18 protein-coding genes are annotated in these 15,762 nt (G+C 69.2%); 9 read left to right on the forward strand and 9 right to left on the reverse strand.

The genetic code is table 11. The features are described from left to right. The first annotated feature begins 375 nt into the window (after positions 1-375). The 9 genes from AC27IY_RS27265 to AC27IY_RS27305 are packed head-to-tail and all read left to right on the forward strand — an operon-like array spanning position 376 to position 9,082. Positions 376-3,024 (forward strand): phage tail protein, encoded by a 2,649-nt coding sequence (locus AC27IY_RS27265; protein WP_487179636.1) that lies wholly within the window; start codon positions 376-378, stop codon positions 3,022-3,024. 2 nt (positions 3,025-3,026) lie between these two features. After that, positions 3,027-3,500, forward strand: a complete 474-nt coding sequence (locus AC27IY_RS27270) for a hypothetical protein (protein ID WP_487179637.1) — start codon at positions 3,027-3,029, stop codon at positions 3,498-3,500. Further along, positions 3,500-3,664 (forward strand): hypothetical protein, encoded by a 165-nt coding sequence (locus AC27IY_RS27275; protein ID WP_487179638.1) that lies wholly within the window; start codon positions 3,500-3,502, stop codon positions 3,662-3,664. The genes AC27IY_RS27270 and AC27IY_RS27275 overlap by 1 nt, the downstream gene beginning before the upstream one ends. Next, on the forward strand, positions 3,642-6,428 hold the full coding sequence (locus AC27IY_RS27280; RefSeq protein ID WP_487179639.1) for a phage tail protein: 2,787 nt from the start codon (positions 3,642-3,644) through the stop codon (positions 6,426-6,428). Before AC27IY_RS27275 ends, AC27IY_RS27280 begins: the two co-directional genes overlap by 23 nt. A gap of 24 nt (positions 6,429-6,452) precedes the next feature. Then, positions 6,453-7,106, forward strand: coding sequence for a hypothetical protein (locus tag AC27IY_RS27285; RefSeq protein WP_487179641.1), 654 nt, complete (start codon positions 6,453-6,455; stop codon positions 7,104-7,106). Then, complete coding sequence (locus tag AC27IY_RS27290) at positions 7,103-7,441, forward strand: hypothetical protein (protein WP_487179642.1); 339 nt, start codon at positions 7,103-7,105, stop codon at positions 7,439-7,441. Before AC27IY_RS27285 ends, AC27IY_RS27290 begins: the two co-directional genes overlap by 4 nt. Before the next feature lie 37 nt (positions 7,442-7,478). Beyond that, on the forward strand, positions 7,479-8,444 hold the full coding sequence (locus AC27IY_RS27295; protein ID WP_487179643.1) for a peptidoglycan recognition protein family protein: 966 nt from the start codon (positions 7,479-7,481) through the stop codon (positions 8,442-8,444). Between the two features lie 32 nt (positions 8,445-8,476). After that, the gene (locus AC27IY_RS27300) at positions 8,477-8,773 is read left to right on the forward strand and encodes a hypothetical protein (protein ID WP_487179644.1); all 297 of its coding nucleotides are present in this window, start codon (positions 8,477-8,479) and stop codon (positions 8,771-8,773) included. A gap of 51 nt (positions 8,774-8,824) precedes the next feature. Beyond that, entirely contained in the window at positions 8,825-9,082 is a 258-nt protein-coding gene (locus AC27IY_RS27305) for a hypothetical protein (protein WP_487179645.1), read from the forward strand. Between the two features lie 78 nt (positions 9,083-9,160). Here AC27IY_RS27305 and AC27IY_RS27310 read toward each other — a convergent pair whose 3' ends face one another. The 9 genes from AC27IY_RS27310 to AC27IY_RS27350 all read right to left on the reverse strand — a co-directional run bounded on the left by AC27IY_RS27310 (position 9,161) and on the right by AC27IY_RS27350 (position 15,682). Next, positions 9,161-9,982 carry a hypothetical protein gene (locus AC27IY_RS27310; RefSeq protein WP_487179646.1) on the reverse strand — a complete coding sequence of 274 codons (822 nt, stop codon included), beginning with the start codon at positions 9,980-9,982 and terminating at the stop codon, positions 9,161-9,163. A gap of 77 nt (positions 9,983-10,059) precedes the next feature. Further along, a complete protein-coding gene (locus AC27IY_RS27315; protein ID WP_487179647.1) occupies positions 10,060-10,191 on the reverse strand; it encodes a hypothetical protein in 132 nt (43 codons plus the stop codon). Beyond that, entirely contained in the window at positions 10,188-11,303 is a 1,116-nt protein-coding gene (locus tag AC27IY_RS27320) for a radical SAM protein (protein WP_487179649.1), read from the reverse strand. The genes AC27IY_RS27315 and AC27IY_RS27320 overlap by 4 nt, the downstream gene beginning before the upstream one ends. Before the next feature lie 50 nt (positions 11,304-11,353). After that, complete coding sequence (locus AC27IY_RS27325) at positions 11,354-11,620, reverse strand: hypothetical protein (RefSeq protein ID WP_487179651.1); 267 nt, start codon at positions 11,618-11,620, stop codon at positions 11,354-11,356. Positions 11,621-11,838: 218 nt separating this feature from the next. Continuing rightward, positions 11,839-12,153 carry a hypothetical protein gene (locus AC27IY_RS27330; RefSeq protein ID WP_487179652.1) on the reverse strand — a complete coding sequence of 105 codons (315 nt, stop codon included), beginning with the start codon at positions 12,151-12,153 and terminating at the stop codon, positions 11,839-11,841. Positions 12,154-12,341: 188 nt separating this feature from the next. Continuing rightward, the gene (locus AC27IY_RS27335; RefSeq protein WP_487179653.1) at positions 12,342-13,466 is read right to left on the reverse strand and encodes a methyltransferase; all 1,125 of its coding nucleotides are present in this window, start codon (positions 13,464-13,466) and stop codon (positions 12,342-12,344) included. Further along, entirely contained in the window at positions 13,463-14,353 is an 891-nt protein-coding gene (locus tag AC27IY_RS27340) for an ABC transporter substrate-binding protein (RefSeq protein ID WP_487179654.1), read from the reverse strand. The genes AC27IY_RS27335 and AC27IY_RS27340 overlap by 4 nt, the downstream gene beginning before the upstream one ends. Before the next feature lie 172 nt (positions 14,354-14,525). Further along, positions 14,526-15,314 (reverse strand): SAM-dependent methyltransferase, encoded by a 789-nt coding sequence (locus AC27IY_RS27345; protein ID WP_487179655.1) that lies wholly within the window; start codon positions 15,312-15,314, stop codon positions 14,526-14,528. A 152-nt stretch (positions 15,315-15,466) separates the two neighbouring features. Continuing rightward, positions 15,467-15,682: a hypothetical protein gene (locus tag AC27IY_RS27350; RefSeq protein WP_487179656.1), complete on the reverse strand. Its 216-nt coding sequence runs from the start codon at positions 15,680-15,682 to the stop codon at positions 15,467-15,469. Positions 15,683-15,762: the final 80 nt, after the last annotated feature.

Below are 15,762 nucleotides of genomic sequence, written 5' to 3' on the forward strand. Positions count from 1 at the left end.
CTTGAGGTGATCCTCTCGTCGTTCGGAATGCGAGCACGCCTAGTCTGGCCTGTAGAAATACAGAAACCAGTGAACGTAGATCCGTTTTCTCATCTGTGCAAGGAGAATTTCTGCGCTTTGGAATGCGGTGAGGCTATTTGCCGAGACTCGCGTGCTGTCCTGGGCTGTCCGAGATGCGAGTTTCTCCGCTCGATCGCCTCCGGACAGCTAGCCTACGCCGAACCAGTTGTCTCCGTGAGGACCAAGCAAATATTCAGGGCACGGAGTTAGGCGTGAGTGGCTGAACTTGACGTCTTGGATGGGAGGCCCGTGTTTGATCTTCGGCTCGTGGCCTACCAGCCATTTGCTGATCGGCTCAGCGTGCTTCCGCATCCGTTGTCTGTTGAGGCTGGCTGGCCGCTGAACGACGTGTCGTCGCTGAAGATCAGCTACACCACCACGGCGATCGGTGCGGCCCTGCTCGATCAGCCGTGCGAGATCGCCGTCGAGTGGAGCACGGACGGCACCGTGTGGACTGAAGCGCCGGACTCGCGGTTCCTGCGCATCAAGCGCCGCGGCGACGGCTCCGACCGGACCGGGCTGGCCAGGTTCGAGCTGCCCGGCCTCGTGTGGATGCTCCGCAAGATCGTGCTCCATCCGGGGGTGGCGCCGCTGGTGGACGGCAAGAGGCCGTTCCTCAGTGCGACGGCAGGGGCGATCCTGGAGACGTTCATCGCCGAGGCCAAGGGCCGGGGCGCGGTGCCGGGCCTGCAATGGGACTTCACCCCGGAGGAGGACAGCGCAGGTCAGGCGTGGGACAAGATCATCACGATCTACTACCAGCCAGGCATGGACGCGCTGACGGCGCTGACCAACCTCGCTGAGCAGGGCGTGTGCGACTTCCGCACCTCCGGCCGAACCGTCCAGGTGTTCAACGCCGACACCTCGATGAGCCGCGACCTGGCGTCCGGGCCCGCGCCGGTGGACCTGCGGTACGGGCGCGACGTCGCCGAAGCGCCCGACGAGGGCACTCTGGAGGACACGGCGTCGTCGGTGCTCGTCCTCGGCGACAACGGACTCGTCAAGACGTATACGAACCCCGCCGCCGTCCAGCCGTGGGGGCCCTGGGAACAGTACGTCGGCGCGGGCGGCGTCTCCGACGAGGGCACCGCGACGATCCTCGCGCAGTCCGCACTCGAGCGCGCCGGGGCCGAGCGGGTACAGCGGAGCCGCGGCATCGTCTTGTACGGGGCGCGCTGGCTGCCGCTGAGGGACTACCGGCCCGGTGACCGGGTGCTCGCGCCTGGGGACGGCGGGGCGATGGAGTCGCTTCGGGTCCGGCAGGTGACGTTGGCGCGCACCTCGACGGGCGTGCTCGGCGGGTCGCTGGTCCTGCATGACCGGTTCCTTGAGCGGGACATCCGCCTGGCCAGGCGGACCGCCGGGATTGTCGGCGGCTCGACCGCGGACGGAGGGTCCGGAGCCCGCCCAGCGCCGGAAGCGCCCGAGCCGCGCAGGCCGGCGGCCCCGGCCGGGCTGGTCGTGAACCCGCTCGCCTACATCGACGAGCACGGACTGCCGCACGGGCAGGTGACGGTCACCTGGGGAGCGGTCACGCAGGACACGGGCGGGGTCGCGCTGACGATCGGCGGTTACGAGCTGTTCATGCGCCTCAACGAGACCGGCGCGCCGTGGTTCTTTGTCACCTCGACCGAGGCGGGCGACACCACGGCGACGTACTCGCCGCTCGTCATCGGCGAGTCGTACGCCTTTAAGGTCCGGGCGGTCAACCTCGGCAAGGTCGGCGCGTTCTCCGAACCGGTGGCGGTGACGATCCCCGACGACGACGAGCCGCCGCCTGTGCCCACCATCCCGCAGCTCTCCACGCGTCTGGGCGTGGTCCGGGCCACGTGGGACGGGCTTGGCGTCGGCGCGGTGCCGATGCCTCCGGACTTCCTGCACGTCCGCGTGTGGATGCAGGACCCGCTCGCGCCTGGCTGGTCGGAGATCGGCGTGCTGGGGGAGGCTGGGGCGGTCCTCGTCCCGAACCTGCCGTACGGCGCGGACAGGCAGTTCCGGTTCACGGCCCTGGACCGTAGCGGCAACGAATCCGTCCCGTCCGCGTCGGCGACGATCGCCGCGGCGCAGCTCGTCCAGGGCGACGCCGCGAACGAGAGCATCACGACCGGCGCGCTGGCCGCCAATGCGGTCACCGCCGACAAACTGGCCGCCGGGTCGGTCGAGGCCGAGCACATCACGGCCGGCGCGGTGGTGGCCGACAAGCTCGCCGCGGTGCTCACGTTGTCCACGCGGGTCGTCGCGGGCAGCGCGTCCGGGGCGCGAGTCGAGCTCAACAGCTCGGGCCTGGCGGCGTTCAACGGCTCCGGCCAGCAGACCGCCAGCATCTCGGCGGCCACCGGCGCGGTATCCATCGTGGGCCAGCTCGCATCAGGGGTGACCGGCGCGCGGATCGTGGTCAACCCGGCGGGCGCAGCCGCGCCGGAGATCCGCTTCATCCCCGGCAGCGGCACGAACCAGTCGCGTATCTACAGCGACGGCTCCCGCTTCACGGGGGAGGCGACGCTGGTCATGGAGTCGGGCACCAACGCGGGCAACACGGCGATGTGCCGCCTGACCCACGCGGCCGGCTTCTGGCAGGCGGCCATCTTGAACCCGTCGAACGGGGAGCAGCGCGGTGGCGCGGTGTCGGCGGTCGAGGGGCAGGCGTCGATCGGGTGGGTGCACCCGAGCCAGCAGGACCAGCTCCTCGTGTTCGACCAGTCCGGGACGTTCCACCGGGGGACGTGGCTGTACGCGAACGACTCCGGCCTGATCATGCTGTCGGTCTCGGTGTCCCGGGGCGCTACCTACTACCAGGTGGCGCTCGGCTTCGCCTTCCCGACAGTGCCCAAGGTCACGTTCACGGCCGAGCAGGTAGCCACGATGCAGTTGTTCTCCCGGACCAACAGCGACCTGTTCTTCTTCGACCCGTCCGCCGGGGGCTTGCCGCCGGCGCGGACGTTCCACATCTGGGCCTGGAGGTGACGGTGCCGGACGACTGGCAGGTCACGGAGGTGACCGACACGGCCGATGAGTCCGGGCGGATCGAGGCGTGGGAGATCACGCTGACCCGGGCCGCCGATGGCGTCACGGTGGGGGTGTTTCTGCCGAAGGTGGCGATCGTGTCCACCGCGGTGGCGTGCGCGCTGACCTCGACGGACGAGGTGATCGACGTGCTGATGCACCGCGCGGTCCATCCGATCTACGAGCCGGCCCTGCCCGAGACGAACCCGTGGCAGCTCAGCGGCGAGCAGGCCCGCGCCGCCGTGCTGGAGCGGGTTGAGCGGTGCAAGCGCGACCACGCGACCGTGACGACTGCCGTGCCGAAGGCTCGTACGGCGGCCGCGCGGAAGGCGGCTGACGTGCTCGCCCCGCTGAGGTCGTACGTACGGATCGACCCGGTGACGGCCGCTGCCACGCGACTGGAGCATCAGCGGGCGCTCCTGTCGGCGGGGGCGTGATGGAGGACCTGGTGGTCGAGCCGGGCCGGATCATCGCCGTGCTACGCCGCCGCATCGAGGAGCTGACGTACGAGAACGCCGTGCTGTCGGCGGCCGTCGACCAGCAGCGCGACGAGTTCAACGAACTGAGGGGGACCAGCGGTGCAGGTGATCATCCCAGGTAAGCCCGCGAAGTTCGCGCTACGGCTGGTGGCTCATGCGCCGAACGGCGATCGGCTGGGGGTGCTGCCTCAGCACAGTGGCTTCGAGCTTGGCGACCCGCTGAACGACGTGCCCAGTCTCAGGGTGATCTACCTGGACGGCGGGCTGAACGCGAACCTCATCGCCGGGCACTGCGAGGTCGCGGTGGAGTACGCGGCAAGCGGCGGCTCGTGGGTGGAGCCGCCCAACGCGCGGTTCCTCCGGATCAAGCGGAGCGGCGACAGCGCGGACCGAGCCGGTTCCCGGTCCTACGATCTGCCGGGCTGGGCGTGGCTGTTGAGGAAGGTCGTGCTGTACCCCAACAGCGCGATGGTGGACGGTAAGCGCCAGTTCAACGCGGTCAGCGCTGGGGCGATCCTCGCGACCTTCATCCAGGAGGGCAAGGCGCGCGGCGCGCTGGCGGGGCTGTCGTTCAGCTTCTCCGCCAGCCACGACAGTGCAGGAGAGTCGTGGTCGAAGACGCTGACGCTGGCGATCGAGCCGGGCAAGGACCTGCTCTCCGTTCTGATCAACTTGAGTGAGCAGGGCGTGATCGACTGGCGGATGCAGGGCCGCACCTTGCAGGTGTTCAACCCGGACACGGTGCTCGGCGCCAATCGGGCGTCCGGGCCTTCGCCGGTTGACCTTCGGCTGGGCCGCGACATCACCGACGCGCCGGACACGGGCACGTTGGAGGACGCCGCGTCGGCCATCCTGATCGGCGGCGAGGCCGGCCTGTCCGTGGAGGTCACCAACGCGGCCGCTACCGCGCCGTGGGGCCGCTGGGAGACCTACCAGTCGCAGGGCGGCGTCTCAGATGCGGGTACGGCGAGGCTGCTGGGTCAGAACGCGCTGGAGCGGATCGGCCGGGAGCGGGTGCAGGTCACCCGAGGCCTGATGTTCGACCTCGCGCGCTGGTTGCCGTTCGAGCACTACCAGCCTGGGGACTACCTACTCGCGCCGGGCGACGGCGGGGCCATGCAGTCGCTCCGCCTGCGGCAGATCACGTTGTCGGTGGACAAGGACGGCCAGGTTGGCGGCAACGTCGTCTTAAATGATCGTTTTCTGGAGCGAGAGATCCGCCTGGCCAGACAGGCCGCCGGGATTCTGGACGGCGGGGTGTCGTCTGGCGGATCCGGGGGTGAGCCCGCCCCGGAGACCCCCAACCGGACCCCGGCAGCGCCGAACGGACTGATCGTTGAGCCGGTCGCCTACCTGGACGAGAACGGGTTCGCCCGCGGCCAGGTGACGGCGAGCTGGGCGGCGGTCACCTCTGATGTCGCGGGCGTCGCGCTGAGCATCGACGGATACGAGCTGTACGCGCGGGTCAACACCGCTGGATCGCTGTGGATGCAGATCGCCGTGACCGACGATACGACGGCGACGTTCTCCCCGCTGGTCGTCGGCACCGAGTACGCCTTCAAGGTGCGGGCGACGTCGGCTGGGATGAAGGGCGAGTTCTCCGGCCAGGTGGTGCAGCTCGTTCCCGACGATGCGACGCCGCCGCCGGTTCCGACGCAGCCTCATCTCACGACACGCCTCGGCGTGATCCATGCAGCATGGGACGGCAGGGGCGTCGGCGATGTCCCGATGCCGCTGGACTTCGCGGTGTTGCGGGTGTGGATGCAGGATCCGCTCGCGCCGGGGGCGGCCGTGGTCGGGCATCTGGACGCCGCCGGCTCGGTGGTGGTACCCGACCAGGCGTACGGCGCGGACCGCGAGTTCTGGTTCACGGCCCTGGACCGTAGCGGCAACGAGTCGCAGCCCTCAGCGCACGCCGTCATCGCAACGCAGCCGCTCGTGGACACCGACCTTATTGGCGCGGTCATCGACGGCGCTGAGCACATCATCGACGGCACGATCCCGGCCAACGCGAAGATCGTAGCCGGGACGATCACAGGCGGGCTGATCCAGGCCGGGGCGATCCAGGCCGGGCACATCCAGGCCAACGCGGTGGAGGCCGACAAGATCGCAGCAGGGGCTATCCAGGCCGGACACATCGCGGCCAACGCGGTGACGGCGGGCTCCATCTCCGCCGGGGCGGTCACAGCGAACAAGTTGGCGGCCACAGCGATCGACGGTAAGACCATCACCGGCTCGAACATCAGGACCGCCGCGACAGGTCGGCGAATTGACCTGCAGCCGCCCGGCGCCTCGTTCCCGGAGATCCGGTTCTATCCCGGCAGCGGCACCAACTACACGAGCCTGATGACCAGGGACAATTGGTTCCCCGGCGAAGCGACTTTCGAGATCACCTCGGGCACGAACCAGGGCCAGACCGCGGCGTCATCCACGGTGGTCGCCGCTGGGTTCCTGTCGATGCAGGTCTTGGACCGGACGCTGAACACCCCGAACGGCGGGCTCATGGAGATCGCCGAAGGCTACGCCCGCTACGGCTACTTCAAGGACGCCGCCAGGGAGCAATACTTCTGGTTCGACAACAGCGGCCGAACCCGCCACGTCGGCAAATGGTGGGACTACACCCAGCAGGGCAACACCGCCGGGGTGTTCGCCGGGTCACTGACATTCGGGTCCGGCCAGTTCGCCGCCTTCTCCTACGGCGCCACGATGGCCTCCAACATGGGCCCCGTCTGCACGATGCGGGATGGGGCCGCCGGCAACAGCGGCGGCTCGGCTTTCAACCCGAACGCCTACTGGTGCGTCATCGCGTCGTCCGACACCGGGTTCACAGCCAAGAGCAGCACCACCACGAGCAAGGCGTACTACTTCTGGAGCCACCGACACTGAACAGGGGACACAGTGCCGCAGATCATGACCACGTGGGACGCCGAACTCGGCTACAGCCACACCTACATGCGTCCAGGAGCGGGGGCCGCAGCCGGGGCCCCTGATGGGGCAGCAGAACCCCTGTGGGGGGTGTACCTGGTCAACGCCGCTAACGAGGTGGGAGTGCACGCCTTCCCGCACGCCACGTTCGAGTGGCGGGCGGCCGAGCACTCTCTTGACCCCGACGACGTTGACACGCTGCTGGACGTCATCCTGCACGAGGTGGCCATGCCCAGCCGCGACGACGCGCTCGTGCACGACGACCCGGCGGCACTCGCCGTGCTGCAGGAGACGTACAACCTGCCCGGCGCGTTCACTCCGGGAGTCGCTGACGAGACGCGCCGGGAGGCGTGCCTCGCGCGTATTGCCGCTGTGAAGCGGCATCGGCTTCTGATCACACCCGCTCCGCAGCCGGAGAGGCAAGGCGCGCTGGAGTTCGTCGGCTCTGCCCGTGTTGCGCCTGCGGACCCGCTGGCCCCGATCAAGGAGCTGACGCGGATCGACCCTGTACGGGTGGCGGGCAAGCGGGCGTTCCTCGACTGGGTGCGGGCGACGTCGGAGGAGCCGGCCCGGCCGTCGTTCTTCGTGAAGCCCCCGGCCACTTTCGTGGGCATGACGCCCAACGAGGTGGTGACGTGAGCGACGAGTCCCCGAACTTGGCGCTCGCGCTGGCGGAGCTGCGCAGCGCCGTCGAGCTGGGGTTCGAGCGCACCAACGGCAGCACCGCGTTGATCTTGCAGCGTCTCGAATGGGTGGACGACCGGCACGCCGAGTTGGTCAAGCGGGTCGAGCAGGATCACGCCGCCGCCGAGCTCCGTCATGCAGCGCTGGAGGCCCGTCTGGACATGGTGGAGCGTGAGGCCGTGACGCGGTCCCAGCTCGCGGATCGGACCCGGCAGATCATCGCTGTCGTCACCGTCCTGGTCGCCGTGGCGGGCACGGTGATCGCGCTCATCCAGCTCACTCGCGGCTGACCGGCCATCTCTCATCGACGAACGCAAGGAGAAAACCATGCCGTGGCTCACGCAGCTCGCCGAGGTCGCGCGCCGGACGGGCTTCCCGGTGACCGAGGTCGGCGGATGGCGAACCCGCGGCCACGGACCGCAGGGCTCCGTCGAGGGAGTGGTCTGCCACCACACCGCCGGGTTCAATGACCGGCACGTCGTGGTGAACGGCAGGCCCGGACTCGACGGCCCGCTGTCGCACTTCTGGCTGCAGCACACCGGCCGGATCTGGGTCGTCGCCGCAGGCCGGTGCTGGCACAACGCGCCGAGCACCAGTTCGCACCACATGAACTCCACGTCGATCGGCATCGAGGCCGAGAACGACGGCCGCACGCCGTGGCCCGACGTGCAGATCGACGCCTACGAAGCGCTGTGCGCGGAGCTTTGCCGAGAGTTCGGCCTGCCGACCGCACGGGTGAAGGCGCACCGGGAGGTCAACACCGGCAAGCCGGACCCGCACAGCATCAACATGACCCACTTCCGGGAGCGCGTGGCCGCCCTGATCAAGAGCCCCGGGGTCCCGATTAAGCAGCAGGAGGAAGACGTGCCCGAGGTCATCTCTCTGGGTGCCGGTGAGGACCAGGACGTCCCGGCCGGCGGCGAGCTGGCGGTGCGCTGGCGCACCGAGTACGCCGACGACCCGCCCGGCCACAGCGCGGACGGAGTCGCGGTCATGGCCAAGGCGAGTCGCTGGTGCATCGTTGACGGCCTGGTGAAGGTCCGCGGGCTGGCTCCGGGCTCGGAGATAGACGTGGCCTGGTCGCGATACAGCCGCGACGGCAAGCAGCGCGAGGACGACGCGTGGCGGCTCAGCTTCCGCGCCGACGCCAACGGGCGCGTCGAGACGAGCGTGGGCGGCCAGTTCGCGCTCAACACCAAGAACCAGCTCCGGCTCAGGATCATCAACCCGACCGACGCCGTGGCTGTGGTCGAGAAGGTGACCATGGCCAAGATCGCCATGTTCCACCGCTGATTGCGGTTCCGCTTTCTACAGGAGGCATCTCCATGTCCACCCCCACCGAGGCCGCGCCGACGATCGGCCGCATCGTGCACTACAAGCTGTCCGGCCACGACGTCTCCATGATCAACCTGGAGTCGATGCAGTCGTTCGGCGGCCAGGGCGTCATCCGCTCGCCCGCCAAGCTCGGCGACGTCCTCCCGGCGATCATCACGCGCACGTACGAGGGCAGCGGCACCGCCGTCAACCTCCAGGTGTTCCTCGACGGCAACCACTCCTACTGGGCGACGTCCCGGTCGCAGGGCACGGACCACGGGCAGTGGTCGTGGCCGGCTCGCGCCTGATCTTCAACCCGATTCCTCCCGCCGTGGCGGGCTATCCCGAAGGAGGGGCATATGCACGGTGAGCCCGTAACCTACCCGAGACCGAAGGTCGAGACCAAGGTCAAGGCGATGGGCCTGGCGTCCTACCTGGCTGGTGTCGCTGGTCTGGCGGTGCTGCAGGCGGTCGCTGATGACCCCAGCATGATCGCGTTCCTGCCCGACTGGATCGAGGCGATCACGCTGCCTCTGGTGCCGACCGCGCTGGCGGCCATCGCCGGCTGGAAAGCCCGGCACACCCCGCGGCCCGACCTGCCGACCGACGAGCGATAGTTCCACCGTCAATGAGCGCGCCCCGCTCCTCCCTGCGTAGGGAGGAGCGGGGCGCCTTTTTGCGTTGTTCCGGCGATCTCACCGTAGGGAGTCTCTGGCGCTTCGGTAGGAGGCCCATTCCTGGGCGGCGTCGACCATCCGCTCCGTCCAGGACACCGCGTCCCGGTCGGCGATCTCCGCCCACAGGCGGACGCTCGCTGCGGCGAACGCGTCGATCCCCGCGATCGGTGCGTCTTGCCAGGCGGGCAACTCGGAGACGACCCGTTCGGCGTGGGGCGCGGTGTGGCCGCCAGCGATGAGGCGCAGGACCAGGCAGGCGGGGTCGATCCAGCCAGCTCCGCGCGTCGGCCAGGCCCAGTCGATGAGCAGGGCCCTGCCGTCGGCGATGAGGACGTTGAGGGGGTTGTAGTCGGTGTGCAGCAGCCGATCACCCGCCAGCAGGGCCAAGTCGCCGGGGTCGTCCAGGTACGGCTTCCATCGGGACTCGGCCGTCTTGACCGGCACGTCGGCCGGGCAGGGGATGCGGGCGAGGATGCGCATCGTGTCGAGCAGCAGCGGCAGGTCTGCGGAGCCGGGCTCGTAGCAGGCGTGGCGGCCGGTCACGGCCTCGAACCCGAGCAGGTCCCATTCGCCGTCCTCGACGCGCCACAGCACGCGCGGCGCGACACCGGCGACGTACGGGCCGATCGACCACTCCATGTCCTGCGTCCACCGGCGCGGGTAGTCGCGGCGCAGCCCCTTGACGAACACCTCCCCGCCCTCGGTGGTGAGCAGGAGCGCCACCGCCGAGTTGAGCCCTTCGGCCGCGGTGCGCGAGTCGAGCACGGTGCCGGTGTGCTTCTCCGCCGCCGCCCGCGTCGCTTCGGGCAGGTCGCTCCAGTCGATGCGCGTCAGCGCCATCCGTCCTCCGTTCGGTCATGGGCCGGGGGCTGCCCCACGATATCCGCGCGGCAGCCCCCGACCATCGGTTTGTTCTGCTAGTACGGCTGGTCGTCCCCGGCCGAGCAAGAGCACTTCTCAGGGCCGATCAGGGCGGCGAGGTCGTCGATCACCTCGACGTCCGGGCGCGGTGCCGGCTTGGGCACGATGTCGATCGCAACGGCGGTCATGGGCTGTTCACCTCCTCTCGTTCTCGGTGCTGGCAGTACCGGTCCAGCCGAGAGTTGGCCTTGCGGTAGAGCTGGACCAGAGGCATGCAGGTGCCGCACGTGTCCTGCAGAGTGCAGCCGGTGCAGCCGCCCTGCCGCAGGAGCAGGGAGTCGGCGATCTGTCCGAGCCGGGCCAGCCCTGCGGCGCCCTCCTCGATCAGGTCGACGTTGGGCTCCCGGCCGATCTTGCAGATCGACGCCTTGCCGTGCGGGTCCACGTGGAAGAAGGTGTGCCCGGCGTTGCAGCCGGTGAAGGGCTTGCGCTTGCGCAGGTGCTCCAGCGACTGGGCGGGCAGCGTCTCCGCGCCGCCGTAGATCGTCGGCGACATGTTGACGAACGTCGAGTACGGGACGCCCAGCTCGTCGGCGAGCGATTCCATGCCGTGCTGCTCGGCCGCGTTGTGGTGGGTGACGATCAGCGAGAAGCGCAGCGGCAGCCCGGCCTCGTGCGCGGCGGCGACGCCCTTCCGGAATTTGCGGTACGAGCCGGGCCGGCGGGTGAGGCTGTCGTAGGAGGCTTCGGTGGCGCCGTACACGCTGATCGTGATGTCGTGCGGTCTGCACGTGGTGAGCAGGTCGAGCACTTTCGGGTCGTGCAACTTTGAGCCGTTGGACAGGATGTCGATCATCATGCCCAGCTCGTAGGCGTACTGGTACGTCTCGGCGAACAGCCGGTCGATCGTGGGCTCTCCGCCGGTGAGCTGGAGCCACAGCACCCCGACGTCGCTCAGGATGTGGAGCATCCGCTCCCGGTCGGGCCAGTCCAGGCCCTTGAACTCCTTGACGCCGAGGTAGCAGTGCTCGCAGTCGTAGTTGCAGCCCAGGTTCAGCTCGTAGGTGGCGCGCACGTAGGGGCTGCCGGTGACGGCCCGCACGAGCACCTTGTCCCGGTACGGGTGCAGGGCGACATCGCCCCACAGGCCGGCCACCGCCTCGGCCAGCCAGGCGGGCGGAGTGTCGGCGTGGGCGAGTTCGTCGTACTTGCCGGCTGTCACCCGCAGTCCTCCGGGGCGGCCCGGTGCCAGCACCAGGAAGTCGCCGTTGAGGTACGGGCTGACGATCAGGTTGTGCATGGCGTGTCTCCGATCTGAGGAGAACGGGGTGGCCGCCGGGTATCCGGCGATCAGAATGTCCGCTGGCGGAAGCAGCGGTGTTGAGATGTGAGCGTGGTGTAGATGGCGCAGGCGTGGGCGTAGGTGCCGCGGCCGGTCTCCTCGTAGCCGTCGCCGACGGGTCTCATGACGAAGTACTGGCCGCCCTCGGACCCCAGCTCGAAGGCGCCGCAGCACGAGGTGTCGCGCACGCGCGCCTCGGTCGCGGTGCGGGGGACGTGGGGAATCCACACGAGGCTGGCCGTGTCTACGGGGGCGTGCTGGCGGGAGTCGGTCATGGGTGCGCCTTGTCGTCGTGCTGTGGGGTACGGCCTGCCGGGGGCGGCGCTGGTGGGGAGCGCCGCCCCCGGGTGGCCCCGCCCCTCTCTTGGCGGCTGAGGGGCGGGAAGACGCCGCCGGCGCCCCGCGCGCCCATGAGAGCGGCCCGGCGGCGGGCGAAAGGATGGTGTGCGGCTCACGACAGCGGGACCCTCTGCCGTGAGCCGCGGCTTCATCGTCACCGCCCCCTCGACGCGGAAGGGAGCGGGGACGGCAGCATGCGAGGCGAGGCTGCGAGCTGCGCGGGTGAGCCCCACAGGGCGTGCACCTGCTGGCCCAGCTTCGGCAGCAGCTCCTCTATGAACTCGGCCTCCACCACGATGGGCTGGGGAGCGGCGCCCCGGTAGAACGCGGTGAACAGGCCCCTGCGGGGGGAGTACATCAGCCACCAGCCGCCGCGCTGCAGCCTGGGCCGCCAGATGCGGACGAGTTCGTGAGGAGAGGGGCCAGGGTGCTCGACGGGAGCGCCGGTGGCGGCGGCGTTGACGCTCATCGTCTACTCCTTCCGAGCGATGGGATGGGGATGGTGGGCGCAGGCCAGGGGGTGTGCGGGTAGGGCGGCCTGGCCTGCGCCCGGTCACGCGGGACGGCGGCGACGACACCAGCGGGCCGCCCGCGTGAGGGCGTGGCCGGTGCGGCTGGTCGCGCCGCGTCGGGATGAGGCCGGCCACGCCACGCTCATCAAGCCCGTTCGGGGCTGGGGCGGGGGACGGCGACGAGGAGGGTCTGCCCGTTGACGAGCGTTCTTCGGCTGGCCACCTTGTACCCGGCCTCGGCGAGCAGTTGGGTGTGGTGAGCGACCGTCCGGACGCAGCCCTCCGGGAACATGGCCATCATGCGCATGTTCGTGTAGTGCCAGGCGGACCAGGTGCCCGGCTTGTCGGGAAGCATGCCCTCGACGATCAGCAGGCGTCCGCCGTCGTCGGGCATGGCTTCCATGATGGCCAGGACAAGCCGGAGGTAGTCAGTGCCGCCGAGATTGTGCAGCACCGACGACACCACGTACACGTCCGCCTCGGGCAATCCGCCGTACATGTCCCCGGCGATGATCTTGACGCGGTGGTTGAGCCCGCGCCATTCGACGTAGTTGTGCGCCTTCTCGGCGACCTCGGGCAGTTCCAGGAGGAAGCCGTTCAGGTGCTCGTGCTCGTCCAGGATGTCGCTGAGGACCTGGCCCAGGCCGCCGCCGACGTCGCACACCGTGCGCACGTCCGCGAAGTCGATCTTGTGGGCGAGTTCGGGGCCGACCTCATGCGACCGGGAGAGCATGAAGTCGTTGAAGTGGGCGGCCATCCTGGGGCGCAGCTTTAGGTAGTCGTACAGGGACAGCCCGTTCGGGGAGGGGGGCCGGCCGCTGGCGATCACCTCCGGCAGGCGCTGCATGGCTTCCTCCCAGTAGGCGGAGCCGGTGACGAGTACGGCGTCCCGCTGGGACGGCTGGGCGGCCGCGGTGAGCACCCGCCCGAGGTCGGTGAGCTGGTAGTAGCCTTCGCGGACGCTCAGGTACCCATCAGCGTGCAGGCACGCCAGGAGCCGCATGAACGGTTCGGGGCTGGCCTGGCACTCCTCCACCAGTTCGGGGCCTGTCATTGGGCGGGCCGCGAGCTGCTCGAAGACGTCGAGTTCGACGCCGGCGTGCATGGCGCGGAAAGCGGGGATGCCGTCTATCCTCCACTGAACGATCTCGAACGGGGTCACCAGGCGGTTGGCGCTCGGGTCGTAGTAGGCGCGGGTGCGGTCCCGGGCGGGCAGCTCGGGCGCGTCGGCGGGGTCCGGCTTGGGCTGGCCGGTCTGACGGGCGGTCATGATGTGGGCTCCGCAGAGGTCGGGACGGGGACGGGCAACTGCTTCAGGAAGCTGCGAACATCGACGGGCTTCTTGATGTCGCGGAACTCGTACATGAGGTCGGCCACCCGCTGGATGCGCGCCGCGTTCAGGCTCGTCGGGTAGACGCCGAGCGTGATGGTGGCGGCCGTCCGGGGCTCGATCTTCGTGTACGAGCGGAGGATGCGCCGAACCGCCATGCCGTCGCTGGCGGCGTCACGCTGGGCGCGGGCCATCGCCCGGTTCCAGCGGCGGATGATGTCGGGGTTCTTCTCGATGTACTTGCTGGAGGCGGCCCACCCGGCGACGGGCCAGTCTGCCGTCCGGTTCGACATCGGGTCGTAGAGACCCTTCGCGCCTATCGTTTCGCCGGCGAGCGTGACGTAGGGCTCGGCCATCCACGCGGCGTCGATGATGCCGCTCTTCAGCTTCTGCAGCATGTCGGGGAGGGGCGCCTGGGACACTTCGACGTCGTCGATGGTGAGGCCGGCGACGGCCAGAGCGTTCTTGAGGGTGAGGGTGCCGACGCTGGCCAGGGTGATGACCGAGATGTGCTTGCCCTTGAGCTGCTGCAGGCTCGTGATGGGCGAACCGGCGGCGACCATGATCTTGAAGGAGTTGGGCGTTGACTGGTAGCAGTCCGCCACGATTTTCAGCGTGCCGGGTTTGTTCGCCTCGGCGTATACGGCGGACGTGTAGTTCATGATCGAGAGCTGGAGGGTGCCAGCTTCGAGCTGGTCCGCGCCGGGGCCGCCGCCCTGCACCATGATGGGCTCGACGTCCAGGCCCTCTTGCCGGAAGTAACCGGCCTCACGGGCTATGAAGAGGGGCGCCACGTCAGGGATCGGCATGTAGCCGACCTTGAGCACCGGCCTCTTGGCCAGGCCGGCGGCGCTCGTGGTGGCGGGCACGCTGCTGCAGGCGACCGCTGCCATCGGCAGCAGTAGCGCCAATATCACTGTAAGTAGTCGTCTCATGGAGTATGAGGTCCTGTGAAATGAAGGGGGTGAATATCAGGAAATCGCCCTCACCGGCGCAAGGTCAGGACGAGCGCCCGAACCGGGCTACCGCCACGACGAAGTGCGCCCGGCCCACGTCCTCCGCAGGGCCCTGACCGGGCCGCCACGTAGACGCCTCGACCAGGCCAGGCTCCAGCAGCTCCAGGCCGTCGAGGAACATCTCCCTGATCCGGTCGAGCGGCCTGCTGTAGATGTCGCCGGTCGGCTTGTAGTCGGCGACGAGCTTGGCCCGCTCCTCCAAGGTCAGGAGGTCGTCCCGCGCGTGGCTGAAGATCAGGTAGCCGAAGGGGAACCGGGCCATGTACCGGCGCAGGATCGCGCCGGGCTCGTCACCGTCCGGCCAGAAGTGGCAGAGGTTCGCCGCGAGGATCGCCACCGGCAGCTCGTGGTCGAGCCCGGCCGCTCCCGGATGCCCGAGCACCGCGTCCACGTCCCGAGCGTCCGCCTCGACCACACCGGTGTGCGGCCCCACGTCCAGCAGGGCCCGCGCGCGAACCGCGACCACGGGGTCATAGTCCACGTACACCACCCGCGCGGCCGGGTGGCGCTTGGCGACCGTCTGGAGGGTGGTCTCTTCACCTTCCTGCGGCAAGCCGCAGCCGAGGTTGAGCCACTGCTCGATGCCGAGGTCTGCCACCACAGCAGTCGCGCGGGTCACGGCCTGAACGCTGGCCTTCGCAGCTTTGCCGATGTGGATGTCGTCGGCGGTCTGCTCCATGTTGTCCAGCACGGCACGGTCGGGCCAAAGATTGTCCTTGCCGCCCGTGGCGAAGTCCCAGAGGCGGGCGATCGACGAGTCGGCGCTGGGCATGCCGGGGCCTGCTGTGCCGGAAAATCGGTGCGCGAGGTTCTGCGGTTGGGCTTCGTGGTGTGGTGTCACGGCGTGCTTCTTCCTGCCAGCGATCAGGAGCGGAAGTCCTCGGTGCGGTGGCGGTTGTGCCCGAGGCGCTTCTGTCGCGATGTTCAGTCGGTGGCGTTCTCCAAGAGCTTGCGTAGTGCGAGGGTGTCGGGGGCCTGCAGAACGCGGTCACGGTCCGTGATGTGCTGCGCGATCCAGTCGCCGTGGCGGCCGGCATCGTCGCGGTGGCGCCAGATGTGCCACTCGGGGTAGTCCGCTGCGAGGACTTCCGCAGCGCTGGGCAAAGCCCCGAGGTCATGCAGGTTCTTGTCCGTGTCCATGCGTACCTCCGACTGACGCGAAGGTATGCCCTGACTCCGGCAAGTAACAGAAACGCGGCGCAGCCGTTTGGCTGCGCCGC

This window comes from Nonomuraea sp. B208 (assembly GCF_057536035.1).